Genomic DNA, 15,574 nt, shown 5'->3' on the forward strand with positions numbered 1-15,574 from the left:
TCTTTGCCTCTTAGAAAACCAGCCCGACGCGGGCGTAAATGCTGATGTGATCCGGCTGCAGATGGCCGGGATAGCTGAGGGGAACGCCCACGGTGTACTGGGTGTAGAAATAGCGCCCGCGCGTGCTGAGGCCCACCGCGCTGCCCCACAGCGTGCCGGTGGATTCACGGTTCTGCGCGTCGCTTTTTAACCAGCCGCCGTCAATGGCGGCCAGTGCGCTGACGTCGCCTATAACGGGCAGCGTGAACAGGCTGTAGCTCAGCTCGTTGCGCAGGTAACCGCCAGCGTCGCCGGAGAGATACTGTTCTTTAAAGCCGCGCACCGAACTTTCGCCGCCAAGCGTTAGACGCTCGCTGCCGTACAGCCGATCGGGCGACCACTGCCCGTAAATGCTGCTCAGCAGCCACAGATTGTTAGCCAGCGGGCGCTGGAAGCTGCCGCTGATGCTCCACTTGCGGAATTGTGCTTTGGGCAGGTCGCCAGTTTTGCCCGCGTCATCCTCGGCATCAAACCACGGCATACCGCGGCTGAAAGCCGGGTTGAGCGTGGCAACGCCGCCAAGGATTTTCTGGGTGTGATTGATTCCCAGCTGCGTGCTGGTGATCTTGCGGCTGCTGCTCTGCAACAAAGTATTGTTGAGGTAGTTGTGGCTGGAGTAATGATTGAAGCCGAGCTGGACGCCGGTTTTAATATCGCCATTGCGGAACAGTACCCACAAACCGTTAATCCGGTGCGCGACATTGTCGCCGTTGCTCAGCCACGTGAAGCCGTTGTTGACGAAGCTGCTGTGATAGTTGCTCCAGCTGTAGCTATAGTCGAACAGGCCGTAGCCGTACGGTACGCTGACGCCCGCCTGCAGGTTCTGCGCATCACGCCAGTCGCTGAAGGCGCTGCTGCGCCCGCCGCTGATGAACCAGCGGTCGGCCAGTCCCAGCAGGTTATTGCCGGTCAGCGCGCCGTTAAGCTGCCCAACGCCCGTGCTCTTCTGACCGCTGTTATCGAATCCGAACGACGCGCTCAACGGGAACTCTGGTTCAGCAGTCAGGTTCACCACCGAATAGCCAGTTTTCGGCGACGGCTGGATTTCAATCTGCACCGGCTTGCTGCGCACGCGGTTAATCTGCTCCATACCCTGTTCAATATCGCGCAGGTTGAGGATTCTGCCTTCGAGCCTCGGAAAGGCCATCTGCAGAGCGCGCGGATGCTGTCCGTCTAAACGAATAGCGTCTAATTTCCCCTCCAGCACCGGAATAATTAACTGGCCCTGCGATAAATCCTGCTCGGTTAAAAATGCCCGGCTGGTAATATAGCCCCGCTGCATATACCAGTCAGAAACGGCATGTACCAGCGAATTAATTTCCGTTAAATTCAGGCAGCGATTAATATAAGGCGAAATAAGATGGTGCTGCTGGCCTGAAGAAATAAGCGTGGCGTGCTGAATAATAATTTTCTGCACGGGAAAGCACGGCCCTGACGGGTTGGAACCCGCTGATGGCGTACTCTGCGCCGTGGCGGTGTTCCACAATGCATCCCGCTGCTGCTGGTCCTGCTGCAGACGCTGTTGCTGCTGATTCTGGATGTAATCACGATCACCCGGATTTAACGGTGCCGCAACTGCTGATGCAGTCAATAAGCTGACGCATAGCGCCAGGAACTTCCCTGTATTTGCCATCATAAAAGACTTAAGTAAAATTAATTGTAAATATTTTGTAAGTTTGCTCGCGCAGAATATCACCTAAACAATGAGAAAGTTCCTGAAGGCGATACAAAACGAAAATAATTTTTTAATATTAATTAGATCGGCTTTTTGCTTTGGATTAACTCAAATAAAAAGAGGGTTGTTTCCGTACAGTGAGAAAAGCTGAAATTACCCAGATATATTTCACCCCCTTTCCATTAGTACCTGAACCGGAATTAATCGCACATCGTCTCTGAATGATTAGGTAAACCGTAGCGATAGCCTATTTAGGCGATCAAAAGTTCATTCTGGCGCCAGTCGGAACCTGCATGAGACGGTGTAAAATTCGCAGGAAGACAGATTATTTGAGCTTCGAACATTAAAAGATGGCCTAATAAAAGAACAGCTTTTGAACATCATTGGATTGTCAGGAAGTAATCAGAAGGAAATTTTTGCCAGTTTACCAATTGTGTTCTTCTTAAATAAGATTAATGAGATTCCTGTTGACATTAAAAAATAGGAAATCAGGGTGATATTATCAACAGGCATAGAAAAAGGTGCTTACTCATTTTTTTCCCGTCATCGATACCTTTTATCGGGAAGATAGCCCGCAACAAATGAGAATGTATGAATTCTAAACATACTCAACATTGTCAGATTGAGTCCGCACCGGCCGTTCCTTCCAGGAAATTTCAGAGATTCCATTGCGATTCGACCATTCATATTCGTTTGGTTATATCCTTCCGCCACCAATTGACCTAAAGGAAGATGATATGAAGTTTCAGCATTATTTACTGGGAAGCGTGATGAGTATGTTCAGCGTCTCTGGATTTGCCGCAGAAATGATAAATCCGATAAGCGTGCATGTACTGAATTTGCAGACTGGCGTTCCGACCGCAGGCATTAAGGTCGAATTGGATAGAAAAAAAGGAAATGACTGGTTAAAACTGGCCGAAGGAACCACCAACGCACAAGGGCGCATTTCAGCGCTTTATCCTACTGGTCAGGCAACTCAAATGGGGATTTATCGTGTCATTTTCAAAACCGGCGACTATTACCAAAAAAGCGGTGAGCCAACATTCTTCCCGGAAATTCCAGTGATATTCACTCTGGATAAAGCCGATCAGCACTATCATATTCCACTACTGCTTAGCCAGTTTGGCTACTCAACTTATCGCGGTAATTAAGCACAACTCCCACTTTTTTTGACGGAGTAATACTGCTGGCGACAATATTACTCCGCGCAGACATGGTCGCGCCATAGTGCCAGCCAACGGCTGGTTCGGATGGAAGAAAGAAGACGGAAAAAATCGCACATGATGTAGCGCTTCCGGAGCAGGATGCCGTTATCCGGCTAATGATGTTTGTGCGGCAACTCCCGCAAAATGTTGGGTTCATAAAGAAAGGTCAGGTGGTAAATCCCTTCGGACTACACAGCTTTACTCTTTTGGAAAAGTCAGCATCGGAGCTTTGTTACGGCTTACGCGGACAATTCTGGCGTGCAGATTTTGGTCTGGAAAACGTGCCTGATGCCAACGCTTACCTGGCGGCGGTCTCGCCGGGAAGCGCAAAGCTTCTATTGCGCTATCGGGTAGCGGAATTAAAGGAAGCTCAATATGAGCTATGTACTGAAACGTTTATCTACTGCCCGGATAAAATTACTCAGATGAAAATGGCCGCTTACTGGCTGGCGATAAGTGCAGGAAGTGGCTGGATCCAAAAAGAACGCTCAAAGCTGTTCAGTCAAAAATTTAAGTCCAGATTACGCAACGGAAAAAAGCTTATGAAAAATGAATGATGCCTGGCACTGAGTAATCAATTGAGATTCAAATGGGCAGTTTTGAGCAATTTGAGGATGTCAAAAACATGATGACAAGGTAGTACTACCACATTAAATATCCCCCCATGTACTACTTCTTTTTCTGGCGCAAAAGGGCCAGGCCCAAGGAACATGGCGTCTGCTATGAGCGAGAAACGGACGTCAAAGTCGTTACGACAGGCTAGTTCTTCCACATTAAACATAACAACTCGGACGCAAAATAATCTCAGCGCTCTCCCCAGTGCATGTTTTGAATAACAACCCTGTATCTATCTATGTCCTCGAAGGTAACGCCATTGCGGTCCCAGTAAGGATTGAATGATTTAACTCTGGTAAAGCCAGCAGCATCCATATTTTCACAGGTAATTCGCCAGCTATCTTTTTCAGGAATGTACAAAACCAGGAGATCTTCATTTGAGGGCGAAGGTATCACCGGATGATCATGGTACTGGGTAAACTCAAGGTGCCATGATAAGCCGTTCAGTCCTAACATATATCCGCTGAATCCATCGTGGTCAGTAAAACCGCCGATTTTTTCTAAACCAAGCCCCTTACAATACATTTCACAGCTTTTGCTGAGTGCGCTGACAGGTCTGGCTATCCTCATGTGCTGAAATACCATAAACATCTCCCTTTCTTAAGCTGACTTACCATAACACCCCCTGTTACGATCCGACTGCAGTCGAGGGAGAAAGCTATACAACGATCTCCAGTAGCTTCTTTGCATGAAGGTATTCGTAGCTGGTCAGCTCAATCTTATTATCGCTAAGATCGTTAAAGTATACGGACATAGATACATCGTGATCGCATACGGTAAACGGGATACCTTCGGCGTTGAGAGCAGGCACAAAACTGAGAAACGCATCCGCTTCTACTGCGAAAGCCACCGTATGGCCGGGATGCTGATTTTTCCTGGGAAATAGGGAAAGTGATGCGCCGTGATTTTTGAGAACCAACGGCCCTCCCTGCTCAAACCAGAAGTACAGCGAGTCATCGCGGGAAAAGCCAAGAACCTCTTGGTACCAGCGTTCTGCCAGTTCGATGTTCTCGACGTAAACGTGTATGTGGTCAATCTTCGCTATCTTCACAGCCGCCTCCCTGATTGTTATTACCATAGAGACTCTCTCAGTCATTATTGATAAACAACCAAACAAGCACATGACAACGCTCGATTTAACATAAGAGTTCACTCATGAATCCCACATCCATTCTACAATGCTATATTTAAAACCCTTCTAAAACATATGGGTAGAAACATGATTGTAAGAACATGGCACGGATGCGTGCCAGTCAAGCATGCAGAAGGCTTTGCACATCATTTGCAAAAAACCGGTGTTGAACATTCAGAGAGTACACCGGGAAATCTGGGGGCATATGTACGCAGAGAGACGCAGGGTAATTGGGAGCATTTCTTTCTGGCAACTTATTGGAAAGATCTTGAGGCAGTGAAAGCATTCGCAGGCGAACAGTTCCAGATCGCAGTTACCTATCCGGATGACGAGCAATTTCAGCTGCTATCCGATCCTTACGTCTTTCAGCATAACGTCCAAACCGTATCCCATTTGTAGTAATTTTCTGGCTGATGCCATGAGGCAGTCTCGACCCCTTTAGAGGTGCCCAACACTTATATGTTACATAAAAGTATGGGTGCCAACAGTTGATGCAAATGTCCGCTTCTGGCACAAAGCGGACAGATACGTGAGCCGTTCAAATGAAGCTCGGCTACACGCCCAATGCGGAAGCGGGCGGCCGTTTAATTGAGCCGCCAGCAAACCCAGCCTGCGTAGCGTTTTTTGCGGTCAAAGGCTGGATGCCGCCAGACAGGCGCAGCGGTAATTAACAGCCGATGTCGAATGTCGCTCTTACGAGTAACACGCTGCTCAATCTCTATTTGAAAGCCGGTGAGTGATAATCTCCAAACCAATCTGTTGACCGTGTGAAAGCTCAAGTGTGTTGCCATCAGGATCGGCAAAAAATGCCCAGTAACCTACCGGTGCTGATGATTGCTGCGCTGGACGACGTAAAACGCCCTCTTGTTCCGCTAAAGCCACTTTGGCATCAATTTCTTCCCTGGTTTTACAGGCGACGCCAATGTGACCAAAAGGTCCCAACGGGGTATCTACAGTAGTTTGAGACTGCACGAGTACCAATGCAAACGGACGGGTCAAATCGGAAAGCCATGCCACCTTTTGCGCTTCTGCAATCCCAGGTTCGCGCTCATGGATCACCTGCATTCCGGCGTAACGCTGATAGAAATCGACGCTACTTTCTATATCTCTCACTTGCAGCGCTATATGGCTAAAACCAATATCGTGTTCCAACATATTCCATTCCTTTAAAATAAGCAGGATTTGAATATGCCATAAATCATTAATAGCATTTGTTCTCAGGTGCTTTTACGTTCTGGCTCCACAATATGCATCTCTCACATCAGGTGCGGCATGTATTTAAACACGACATTTCTGCTTTATTTTTTTAAATAACCCAAAAATCTTACCTAACCAAAATATAAAGTTTTAATCATGAATTCTGTATTGATATATTCAGATTAATATTCATCATCCGCCCTTGAATAATCAGCTCCGCATGGATTATTTACGTAAGGTTATCATTATATTGTTAAGTAATATTGTCTGGTAGATTTCCTGCTCAAAACGAAAACGGTGCAAGGATCGGCGCGTTTTTTATAGCCGAAATGAGGAGTTCGTGCCATGTTCTGCTCCCTCGCCTGGCTGTTTGTGAAATATGTTCTAAGCTAGTTGAGTAGTTAAAATTATTTCTGAAAGGAACTCATTACGATGAAAAAAACAGTGCTGTTAACCGCTTTTCTGGGCTCTTTTGTGGCTTTAACCCTGGCAGGTTGCTCATCTAATCAGGCAATCAAGACAACGGACGGGCGCACTATCGTCACTTCTGGCAAGCCGCAAATTGACAGTGACACCGGCCTGGTTTCTTACAAAGATGCGCAAACGGGTAAAACTGAGCAGATTAATCGCGACAAGATTACCAACATGAGCGAACTGGATAACTAATAACGCGCCTGGAGAGAGTGATGAAAAATGCCCTATTGATCTCAATTGCTGCAGTTGTGGCACTATCCGCCCTGACGGGTTGTACTCGCACCTCTTACGCCATCCATACCAACGATGGTCGTACTATCGTGGCTGATGGTAAACCGCAAGATGCGGAAACCGGTCTGCTGGGTTACACCGACGCCAACGGCGTCAAGCAGCAGATGAATAAGAGTGATGTGAAAGAAATTTCCGAGATCCCGAAAAAATAGGTTTGTGCAGTAAAGCGCCCGCTGTATGGGAAAATCCCATACAGCGGAGCGAAATTAAGACCTCGTAGCTAAATGTCCGTTCGCTCTCCGCTCATCATCGCTCTCATACATATCCCATCATCCTCAACATGGCCTGCGCCTGATTCATGGCGTCTGCACGATGCGTTACGCCCAATTTCTGATAAAGATTGCGAATATGCGTTTTGATGGTGGTGGCGGCAACATCCAGTTCGCCGGCAATCTGATCGTTACTGTAGCCCGAATAGATCAACCCTAATACCTGCCACTCTCGCTGGGTGAGCGGGCTGGTGCGGATAAGCTCCGGTACATCAGGATGGTTAAGCAATCGACTCACAAAACCTTCATCAAAGTGGGCAAACTTGTGACGATGATATTTATTGATCTCACTCAGAATGCGTCTGGCGCGGTGATTATCCAGCTCATCCAACGTATTGAGCTGAATAAGCTGTCGCAGCTGCTGCGCCATCGCTTCTCCCTCAATAACAAAATGGCTGACGAAACCGGTGCTGCGCGCCAGTTTTAGCGCGTCTGTTAACGCCTGCTGCGCCTCGGCTTTGCGCTCGCTTTGCCAGTAAATCTGGTTCAACAGCAGCAGGTTGCGGTTCATGTCGCTCATCAGGTTGAGCGCGCGAGCATTATCATTCAGCTCATCCAGCACCACTTCGGCCTGGCTCATATTCCCCAGCAAAATTTGTGCGCGCGCCACGTTGCGCCACTGCCCTTGTAAGAAATGGTTATTGGCAAACTCAGGTTTCGCCGTCTGCCGCATCCAGTTGCTGGCGCTCTGGCTGTCGCCGGTCATCTGCCAAAAAATCACTCTGACTTTATCGGCATTGGCGATCCAGTCGCTGTGTAATGACCCATTGTTAAGCAGGTTCTCAAGGCGACTCAGGTGGCTGCGCGCGTTATCGAGATTGCCGCGCGCCAGCGAACACTGCACCAGCAAACACAGACACTGAATCTGCTGCTGCGGCTGATACCCTTTCAGGACCTTAATCCCTTCGCGCGCGGCATGCTCCGCTTCGTCCAGCCGGCCCCAGGCCCACAGCAGCTGCGCCCGGATGCGCAGCAGAAATTCATGCATTGGGAACTGCGCCAGATGCTGCTCGTTAACCAGCGCAAAGGCTCGTTCCTGCATCTCATACGCAGACTGCAAGAAACCCTGCGCGAATAAGATTTCACTCTGCTGGATCAGGCTCCACAGCGCGTAATTCCACGCTTCTTCACGACGCGCCATCTGCTCCGTTTGGCGCATGAGCTTCAGCGAGCTGCTGAGTTCACCTTTGCAGTGCATCACTTCACCCAGCACGGACGTGGCGACAATGCAGCTGTATTGACGGCTCTGCGGCAGCACGTTGAGTGCCAGCAATGCCAGACGTTCGGCTTCCTCGGCATTGCCATCATTCATGGAAACCTGCGCCAGTAGCGCATTGAATTCCCCACGCAGCGCATCGTCAATTTCGCTGCTGCAGGATTGTTCAAAACGCATCAGCAGCGTGTTCACTTCGGAAAAACGGTGCTGGCTTTGCAGCAGCCAAGCCTGAAGCAGCAGCAGCTTGGGGTTTTCCTGCAGGATCGCCCACGGCAGCGCCTTTAATGACGTCTCCAGCAGCGTAAGCTCGCTTTGATTAAACAGCGCCCAGGCATACTCAAGTAAAACATCACGTAGCATCAGCGCATCACCGGCGGCTAGCGCATGATGAATGGCTTCACCGGGAAAACCCAGCGTCATCCAGCTCTCGGCCGCCGCGCGATGCAGCGCGGGCAGTTCTGCCGCTAGCTCCCACTGACAGCGCTGACGTAAAAAATTGCCAAACAGCGGATGAAAGCTAAACCATTCGCCTGAGTTATCCATGCGCTGTAAAAACAGCCCTTGCCGCTCAATCTCTTCCAGCCGCATCTGCCCTTGTTCTTCCCCGGTTACGCAGGCGATCAGCGTGTCGTTCATGGAGCGCAGCAGCGCACTTTTCAGCAGAAATTGACGCGTGGCGTTATCGACGTTATTCAGCACTTCCTCAACCAAATAATCAGCTAAATGGCTGGCGTTGATACCAGAAAGACGACGCGCGGAGTCCTGCGCCGAGCTGGCACCCTGGCGGGTGGAGAGCGCGATCAGCTGCAAGGCCGTTGCCCATCCCGCGACATCATCACACAAGCGTCCGCTCTCATCCGACGCCAAAGGCGTGCTCAGGCGGCAATCGAAAAATTGCTTAGCTTCATGATGAGTGAATGCCAGCTGCTGGCTGCCCAATTCAATCAGCTGCTCGCGCACGCGCAGATTGGCAATACCGAGCTGTGGCAGATTACGTGACAGCAAAATCAGCGTCACATTCTCCGGCTGATTACGTAAGAAGAAGCGCATCGCATCATGGATGGCAGGGTTGGTGATGTGGTGATAATCGTCGATGATCAACCACACCGGTTGCTGCCACAACGTCAGTTCACTGAGCAGCTGAGCAAACAAGGCGTTGAGGTTGATGTATTGCCGCTTCTGCGCCAGTGCTTCGCTGCGGGCACAGCCGCCAAGCGTTGCCTGCTGCAGGGCCGCAATCAGGTAATCAACGAAACGTTCAGGCTGATTGTCGCCCTCATCCAGTGAATACCAGCCAAGATTGGGCTTGCCTGCCGCCCATTGGGATATCAGCGTGGTTTTGCCATATCCCGCCGGACTGGTTACCAGCACCAGACGATAATTCCCCGCGGCGCTCAGTTTCTGAATCAGGCGCTCACGCGCTACCGTGCTCTCGAGGCGGACTGGACGGCTGAGTTTTGAGGGTATTAACATCGGCGAACGTTTCTCCCTTAACGTGGCGCATCATTATTTTACGCTTCGTAATTAATAGTCACATACGTTCAGATATTCGTTTACCTATTGCAAGCGAACCCATAAAGCAATCTTAACAAAAGCGAGGGTTATCACATTCCTGCCACGCTTTCAGATTTCCCTCAGCCTCTCCACCCCGATCATCCTCCCCCCTGAATTTTTCGCAGGAGGAGGAGCGCCAACAGCCCGTCACGCAGAATGGCAGGCACTTCCTCTCATACTGGATAACCTGGTTATGAAATTTGATCGCACCCGTTTTAAACACGCGCTGACCCGCCAGTGGCAACGATTTGGTCTGCAGGATGCAAAAGAGATGACGCCGGATCAGTGGTGGCAGGCGCTCAGCGGTGCACTGGCCGATATGCTGGCCGACAGGCCCGCAGCGCCACCGGCCACCTCACAGCGTCATGTGAATTACATCTCTATGGAATTTTTGCTGGGCCGCCTGACCGGCAACAATCTGCTGAACCTTGGCTGGTATGACGACGTCAATGCAGCGTTAGCCGAGTGGGATATCTCACTGAGTGACGTGGAAGAGCGTGAAATCGATCCGGCGTTGGGCAACGGAGGCCTGGGGCGTCTCGCGGCCTGTTTTCTGGATTCAATGGCGACGGTGGGACAGTCGGCTACCGGCTACGGCCTTAATTACCAGTACGGACTGTTCCGCCAGCATTTTGTTGATGGCGCCCAGCAGGAGCAACCGGATAACTGGCAGCGCGACCGCTATCCCTGGTTTAACCACAATGCGGCGCTCACGGTAGAGGTTAGGCTGGGCGGAAAAGTCATCACGCAGAACGGTGTTCCACATTGGGAACCCGCGATGCAGATATTGGGGGAAGCCTGGGATCTGCCGGTTGTGGGTTACCAAAACGGCGTGACGCAGCCTCTGCGCCTGTGGCAGGCGAAACAGGCGCAACCGTTTGATCTGCAACGCTTCAATAACGGCGATTTTCTGCGGGCCGAGCAGCGCGGCATTGACGCTGAAAAACTGACGAAAGTGCTCTACCCCAACGACAACCACGACAGCGGCAAAAAACTGCGCCTGATGCAACAATATTTCCAGTGTGCCTGCTCGCTGGCGGACATCTTGCGCCGTCATCATCGCGCCGGACGCCCTATTGAATCTTTGCCAGATTATGAGGTGATTCAGCTTAACGATACCCATCCGACCCTGGCGATTCCGGAGCTGATGCGCCTGCTGCTGGACGAGCATCAACTGAGCTGGGAAAACGCGTGGCAGATTACGCAGCACACTTTTGCCTACACCAACCACACCTTAATGCCTGAAGCGCTGGAGTGTTGGGACGTGCGCATGGTGCGCGCCCTGCTGCCGCGCCATATGATGATTATCAACACCTTAAACGCACAGTTGAAGAAGCAAGTTAACGCGCGCTGGCCTGGTGAGGATGCGATCTGGACGAAGCTGGCGCTGGTGCACAATAATCAGCTACGCATGGCTAATCTCTGCGTCACCAGCGGTTTTGCGGTGAACGGCGTGGCCGCGCTGCACTCACAGCTGGTGGTCAACGATCTCTTCCCCGAATACCACGCGCTGTGGCCAGAGAAATTTCATAACGTCACCAATGGCATCACCCCACGCCGCTGGATCAATCAGTGCAATCCCGCGCTTGCCGCGCTGATTAGCCAAACGCTCGACCAGCCGTGGTTAACCGATCTGAGCAAGCTTGAGGCGCTAGAGGTGTACGCCGATCATGCCGCATTCCAGGCGCAATACCGCGCGATTAAGCAGCAAAATAAACTGGCACTCACGGCCTGGATTGCAGAACGCACCGGCGTGGTGGTGAATCCCGAGGCGATGTTTGATGTGCAAATCAAACGCCTGCACGAATATAAACGTCAGCATCTTGCGCTGCTGCACATCATTGCCCTGTGGCAAACCTTAGTAAGCGACCCGCAGGCCAATCTGGCGCCGCGCGTGGTGCTGTTTGGCGCGAAAGCCGCACCGGGATATGTACTGGCGAAAAATATCATCTACGCCATTAACAAAGTGGCGGCCACTATCAACAACGATCCGCGCATTGGCGACCGCCTAAAAGTCGTGTTTATTCCGGATTACAATGTGTCGGTGGCGGAACGACTGATTCCGGCGGCGGATTTATCCGAGCAGATTTCCACGGCAGGCAAAGAGGCTTCCGGCACCGGCAACATGAAGCTGGCGCTCAACGGGGCGTTAACCATCGGCACGCTGGACGGCGCTAATGTGGAGATCGCCGAGCAGGTTGGCAGTGAAAATATCTTTATCTTCGGGCATACCGTGGATCAGGTCCGCGCGCTGAAGGCCGATGGATACGCGCCTGATGCCTGGCGGAAAAAAGATCCGCAGCTCGATAAGGTGCTCAAGGCGTTAGAAGATGGCACCTTTAGCGACGGCGACGCCAGCGCCTTCGCCCCCTTATTGCAAAGTCTTAGCACTGCGGGCGGCGATCCCTATGTGGTGCTGGCCGATTTTCGCCACTACCTGAACGCCCAGGCGCAGGCAGAGGCTTTGTGGGCCGATCAACATGGCTGGACGCGCGCCGCCATCCTCAACACCGCGCGCTGCGGTATGTTCAGCTCCGACCGCGCAATACGAGACTATCAGCAACGCATCTGGCAGGCCGCGCGATGAGCAGCACCATGACACCAGCATTTGAAATCGAGTCTGCCATCGCCAGCGATTACATCGACGCGCATGGTCGTTTGCAATCCGTCTCCGCCGTTACCCGCCAGCGCCTGCTGGCGGCTATGCATCCTCGCCGGCAGAGATCCTCGCCGCTGCCGCCGGTCTGGATCGTGCACGCGCAATCGGCTGAAATTGTGCTGCCCGCGTCTGACGTAAGTGCGACCTGGCAACTGGTAAGTGAACAGGGCGAAAGCTGGAGCGGCCAATGCGTAGCCAACCAGCCGATCGCCTTGCCGTCGCTGCCGTTGGGCTATCACCAACTGACTGTGCACGCGCAGCCGCAGCCGTTGCACTGCAGTATTATCGTCGCACCCGTTCGCTGCTATGAGCCGCCGGCCATCACGCAGGGAAAATCGTTGTGGGGTGCGTGTATTCAGCTGTATACCCTGCGCTCTGCCACCAACTGGGGCATCGGCGACTTCGGCGATCTCCAGCAGATGCTGGCAGAGGTTGCCCAGCGCGGCGCGGCCTGCGTTGGCCTTAATCCTTTGCACGCGCTGTTCCCGGCACTGCCGGAGAGTGCCAGCCCTTATAGCCCGTCGTCGCGTCGCTGGCTCAATATGCTGTATATCGACGTCGCCGCCGTAGAGGACTTTAAGCAGAGTGAAGAGGCGCAGCGCTGGTGGCATTCGCCTGCGACACAGCAGGCTTTGCAGGCGGCGCGTGATGCTGAGTGGGTCGATTATTCGGCCGTTACCCACCTTAAGCTGGAAGCGCTGCGCCTTGCCTGGCAGCACTTCAGAAAGCGCGATGCTGACGATAAGCAGGTAAACGCTTTTGCTGCTTTTATCGCAGAAGGCGGAGAAAGTTTGCTGCATCAGGGCGTTTTTGATGCGCTGCACGCCGCACAAATCGCCGAGGATCCTCAACGCTACGACTGGACAACCTGGCCTGCCGCCTTGCAATCACCTGATAGCCCGGCGGTACGGGCATTTCGTATCGAGCATACCTACGAGGTGCGCTTCTATCTGTGGCTGCAATGGCTGGCCGCCAGCCAGTTCGCTGCCTGCTGGGCTGTTTGTCAAAAACACCAGATGCCGATTGGTTTATACCGCGATCTGGCGGTTGGCGTGGCACAGGGTGGCGCAGAAACCTGGAGCGATCGCGAGCTGTACTGCTTGCAGGCCAGCGTCGGCGCGCCACCGGATATTCTCGGCCCGCTGGGACAGAACTGGGGACTGCCACCGATGGATCCGCAAATCATGCAGGCCCGCGCTTACGAGCCGTGGATTGCACTACTGCGCGCCAATATGCGCGACTGTGGCGCACTGCGTATCGATCACGTGATGGCGCTGCTACGACTGTGGTGGATCCCGCTGGGAGAGACCGCCGCAGATGGCGCTTACGTTCATTATCCTATCGACGATTTGCTCGCCATTCTCGCGCTGGAAAGCCAGCGCCATCGGTGCATGGTTATCGGCGAGGATTTGGGCACGGTACCGGAAAAGATTATCGGCAAACTGCAGCAGGCGGGCGTTTACTCCTACAAAGTGCTCTACTTTGAACAGACGTCAAAAACGGCGTTTCGCCCCCCTTCTCACTGGCCACGTCAGGCGATGGCGGTGGCAACCACGCACGATATGCCGACGCTGCGCGGCTGGTGGCAAAGTGACGATTTGCGCCTCGGGAGTGAGCTTGGGTTGTATCCGGATAAGCAGATTCTGGCTGGGCTTCACAAAGCGCGCTTAGCGGCCACGCAAGCATTGTTCAAGACTTTGCAACGCAGCGGCTATCTGTTAGATCGGGTTGACACACCGATAATGAATCAGGCATTAAGCGCGGCGCTGCATCGCTATCTGGCTGACAGCCGCAGCGCGCTGCTGGGATTGCAACCCGAGGACTGGCTGGATATGGCAGCCCCGGTGAATATTCCCGGCACCACCACGCACTATCCGAACTGGCGACGCAAGCTGAGCGCCTCGCTGGAGGAGATGTTCGCCAACCCGCAGATTAACGCCTTGCTGGCGGATATCGATCGGCGGCGAAAGCTGGTTTGAAATGTTGTAGGGTGCGCATTAATGCGCACCTGGTCGCCATCAATGACGACCCTACAGGATTCGCGGCGCATGCATTTCCACGCCACGGTTTCCTGATGCACGGTTTTGTAGGGCGCGTATTGATGCGCACCGGGTCGCCATCAATGACGACCCTACAGGATCCGTGGCGCATGCATTTCCACGCCAGGGTTTCCTGATGCACGGTTTCGTAGGGTGCGCATTAATGCGCACCTGGCATAAAAAAGGTGCGCCGAAGCGCACCAGATGGAACAAATCAACACTGTCGGGGCGCTTTACCCCTTGCCTTTAACACTGCTGATAAAAACTTTCCTCGCCGAGGTTGAGCCCAAACGCTCGGCCTCATCCAGCAGCTTCAACGCTTTATCGATATTGCCCTGATCGACCGCCTGACGAATGTTCTGATTAAAATAGCCTTCGGTATCGGTCATGATCGGTTCACGTTTGGCGTCCGGTGCAGGTGCTGCGTGATACACCGCAGGCGCAACCGGCTGGGTATTTCCCACCGTTACCGGCGCGGGGCCAGATGAACCAAACAACGGCCCGACCAAAATGGATGAACCTGAACTGGTTTTTACTTTCAGCTTCAACGTGCCTTCACGGCTGTGGCGCGCAATAGGATCGGGAATATCCGGTATCGCATTGCCGGTGCCTTTGGCGTACGCCTTAGCCGGATCCAGTAACGTAGTGGTTTCGGTCAAATCCTTATCAGTGGTGAACACCAGCAGATATATCTTTTGCTGCCCGAGCGCAGGGGTCAGCTTCATCACCCCTTCCAGCCGATCGGCGGCCATTACGCCCGGTTGCTGATAGGTGAAGAAGCGTGCCGGGAACCAGGCCGCAGGGCGCATATTCTCATCCAGAACCAGCACATTCGGCGCAAATACCCGATTCTGCTGCACTTCACTGCTTAGCGTGATGGTGAGTTCACCGATGTTAGCCGGCAGGCTATAGGCAGCCACCGCTCCCGTTACGCCTGCGGCATTCAAATTCGTTCCCTTTTCCGTCAGCGTGGTGGCCTGGGTGCGGGACGTATCCACCGGCAGCCAGCTTAACGTTTGCAGGCTGGCGGCAGGAATCGTTGGCGCGGCTGAGAGATCCTGCGGCACCAGATTCACTTCGGCGAAGGCCGGTAAACTCTGGCCAGCCAGCAGCGCCGCGCTCAGGCAGAGCGCAAAAACCGTTTTTTTCATTCTCATTGTGATACCTCAAAAAGCTGTCAGGCAGCGGCGCGAACCAGGCAATGGCGCG

The 15,574-nt window shown here is 52.8% G+C and carries 14 protein-coding genes; 8 read left to right on the forward strand and 6 right to left on the reverse strand.

The annotated features are described in order from the left end of the window. Nucleotides 1–10 precede the first annotated feature (10 nt). Entirely contained in the window at nucleotides 11–1,675 is a 1,665-nt protein-coding gene (locus ACIP6T_RS11500; RefSeq protein ID WP_400457198.1) for a ShlB/FhaC/HecB family hemolysin secretion/activation protein, read from the reverse strand. Nucleotides 1,676–2,451: 776 nt separating this feature from the next. On the opposite strand from ACIP6T_RS11500, the gene uraH reads away from it, so the two are divergent. Both uraH and ACIP6T_RS11510 read left to right on the forward strand, forming a co-directional pair. Then, entirely contained in the window at nucleotides 2,452–2,865 is a 414-nt protein-coding gene (gene uraH, locus ACIP6T_RS11505) for a hydroxyisourate hydrolase (RefSeq protein ID WP_400457200.1), read from the forward strand. A gap of 179 nt (nucleotides 2,866–3,044) precedes the next feature. Next, complete coding sequence (locus ACIP6T_RS11510; RefSeq protein WP_400457202.1) at nucleotides 3,045–3,476, forward strand: hypothetical protein; 432 nt, start codon at nucleotides 3,045–3,047, stop codon at nucleotides 3,474–3,476. A gap of 247 nt (nucleotides 3,477–3,723) precedes the next feature. Here the strand turns inward: ACIP6T_RS11510 and ACIP6T_RS11515 are convergent, their stop codons facing one another. Both ACIP6T_RS11515 and ACIP6T_RS11520 read right to left on the reverse strand, forming a co-directional pair. After that, nucleotides 3,724–4,119: a VOC family protein gene (locus tag ACIP6T_RS11515; protein ID WP_377798755.1), complete on the reverse strand. Its 396-nt coding sequence runs from the start codon at nucleotides 4,117–4,119 to the stop codon at nucleotides 3,724–3,726. Between the two features lie 73 nt (nucleotides 4,120–4,192). Continuing rightward, a complete protein-coding gene (locus ACIP6T_RS11520) occupies nucleotides 4,193–4,585 on the reverse strand; it encodes a VOC family protein (protein WP_400457947.1) in 393 nt (130 codons plus the stop codon). A 168-nt stretch (nucleotides 4,586–4,753) separates the two neighbouring features. Between ACIP6T_RS11520 and ACIP6T_RS11525 the strand changes: the two genes are divergently transcribed. Both ACIP6T_RS11525 and ACIP6T_RS11530 read left to right on the forward strand, forming a co-directional pair. Then, on the forward strand, nucleotides 4,754–5,065 hold the full coding sequence (locus ACIP6T_RS11525; RefSeq protein ID WP_400457204.1) for a hypothetical protein: 312 nt from the start codon (nucleotides 4,754–4,756) through the stop codon (nucleotides 5,063–5,065). A gap of 143 nt (nucleotides 5,066–5,208) precedes the next feature. After that, nucleotides 5,209–5,337 carry a hypothetical protein gene (locus tag ACIP6T_RS11530; RefSeq protein ID WP_400457205.1) on the forward strand — a complete coding sequence of 43 codons (129 nt, stop codon included), beginning with the start codon at nucleotides 5,209–5,211 and terminating at the stop codon, nucleotides 5,335–5,337. Between the two features lie 40 nt (nucleotides 5,338–5,377). Here the strand turns inward: ACIP6T_RS11530 and ACIP6T_RS11535 are convergent, their stop codons facing one another. After that, nucleotides 5,378–5,821, reverse strand: coding sequence for a VOC family protein (locus ACIP6T_RS11535; protein ID WP_400457207.1), 444 nt, complete (start codon nucleotides 5,819–5,821; stop codon nucleotides 5,378–5,380). Between the two features lie 474 nt (nucleotides 5,822–6,295). Here ACIP6T_RS11535 and ACIP6T_RS11540 point away from each other — a divergent pair, with 474 nt between their 5' ends. Continuing rightward, complete coding sequence (locus ACIP6T_RS11540; RefSeq protein ID WP_097098291.1) at nucleotides 6,296–6,529, forward strand: YgdI/YgdR family lipoprotein; 234 nt, start codon at nucleotides 6,296–6,298, stop codon at nucleotides 6,527–6,529. A gap of 20 nt (nucleotides 6,530–6,549) precedes the next feature. Next, a complete protein-coding gene (locus ACIP6T_RS11545; protein WP_400457209.1) occupies nucleotides 6,550–6,780 on the forward strand; it encodes a YgdI/YgdR family lipoprotein in 231 nt (76 codons plus the stop codon). Between the two features lie 103 nt (nucleotides 6,781–6,883). Here the strand turns inward: ACIP6T_RS11545 and malT are convergent, their stop codons facing one another. After that, a complete protein-coding gene (malT, locus tag ACIP6T_RS11550; RefSeq protein ID WP_400457211.1) occupies nucleotides 6,884–9,586 on the reverse strand; it encodes an HTH-type transcriptional regulator MalT in 2,703 nt (900 codons plus the stop codon). A 274-nt stretch (nucleotides 9,587–9,860) separates the two neighbouring features. Between malT and malP the strand changes: the two genes are divergently transcribed. Next, complete coding sequence (malP, locus tag ACIP6T_RS11555) at nucleotides 9,861–12,254, forward strand: maltodextrin phosphorylase (RefSeq protein ID WP_400457213.1); 2,394 nt, start codon at nucleotides 9,861–9,863, stop codon at nucleotides 12,252–12,254. Next, nucleotides 12,251–14,305 carry a 4-alpha-glucanotransferase gene (gene malQ / locus ACIP6T_RS11560; protein ID WP_400457215.1) on the forward strand — a complete coding sequence of 685 codons (2,055 nt, stop codon included), beginning with the start codon at nucleotides 12,251–12,253 and terminating at the stop codon, nucleotides 14,303–14,305. Before malP ends, malQ begins: the two co-directional genes overlap by 4 nt. Nucleotides 14,306–14,598: 293 nt before the next feature. On the opposite strand, the gene malM is transcribed toward malQ, so the two are convergent. Next, a complete protein-coding gene (malM, locus tag ACIP6T_RS11565) occupies nucleotides 14,599–15,522 on the reverse strand; it encodes a maltose operon protein MalM (RefSeq protein ID WP_400457217.1) in 924 nt (307 codons plus the stop codon). Nucleotides 15,523–15,574: the final 52 nt, after the last annotated feature.

Origin of the sequence: Pantoea sp. NPDC088449 (genome assembly GCF_044753225.1) — a bacterium.
GTDB classification, from domain to species: domain Bacteria; phylum Pseudomonadota; class Gammaproteobacteria; order Enterobacterales; family Enterobacteriaceae; genus Pantoea; species Pantoea floridensis.

Excerpts from the sequence above, each read along its gene's own strand:
- ACIP6T_RS11540 (WP_097098291.1), top strand. The coding sequence starts at position 6,296 with ATGAAAAAAACAGTGCTGTTAACCGCTTTTCTGGGCTCTTTTGTGGCT.
- ACIP6T_RS11530 (WP_400457205.1), top strand. The coding sequence starts at position 5,209 with ATGAAGCTCGGCTACACGCCCAATGCGGAAGCGGGCGGCCGTTTAATT.
- ACIP6T_RS11525 (WP_400457204.1), top strand. The coding sequence starts at position 4,754 with ATGATTGTAAGAACATGGCACGGATGCGTGCCAGTCAAGCATGCAGAA.
- ACIP6T_RS11535 (WP_400457207.1), bottom strand. The coding sequence starts at position 5,821 with ATGTTGGAACACGATATTGGTTTTAGCCATATAGCGCTGCAAGTGAGA.
- malP (WP_400457213.1), top strand. The coding sequence starts at position 9,861 with ATGAAATTTGATCGCACCCGTTTTAAACACGCGCTGACCCGCCAGTGG.
- ACIP6T_RS11545 (WP_400457209.1), top strand. The coding sequence starts at position 6,550 with ATGAAAAATGCCCTATTGATCTCAATTGCTGCAGTTGTGGCACTATCC.
- malT (WP_400457211.1), bottom strand. The coding sequence starts at position 9,586 with ATGTTAATACCCTCAAAACTCAGCCGTCCAGTCCGCCTCGAGAGCACG.
- ACIP6T_RS11515 (WP_377798755.1), bottom strand. The coding sequence starts at position 4,119 with ATGGTATTTCAGCACATGAGGATAGCCAGACCTGTCAGCGCACTCAGC.
- uraH (WP_400457200.1), top strand. The coding sequence starts at position 2,452 with ATGAAGTTTCAGCATTATTTACTGGGAAGCGTGATGAGTATGTTCAGC.
- malM (WP_400457217.1), bottom strand. The coding sequence starts at position 15,522 with ATGAGAATGAAAAAAACGGTTTTTGCGCTCTGCCTGAGCGCGGCGCTG.
- ACIP6T_RS11500 (WP_400457198.1), bottom strand. The coding sequence starts at position 1,675 with ATGATGGCAAATACAGGGAAGTTCCTGGCGCTATGCGTCAGCTTATTG.
- malQ (WP_400457215.1), top strand. The coding sequence starts at position 12,251 with ATGAGCAGCACCATGACACCAGCATTTGAAATCGAGTCTGCCATCGCC.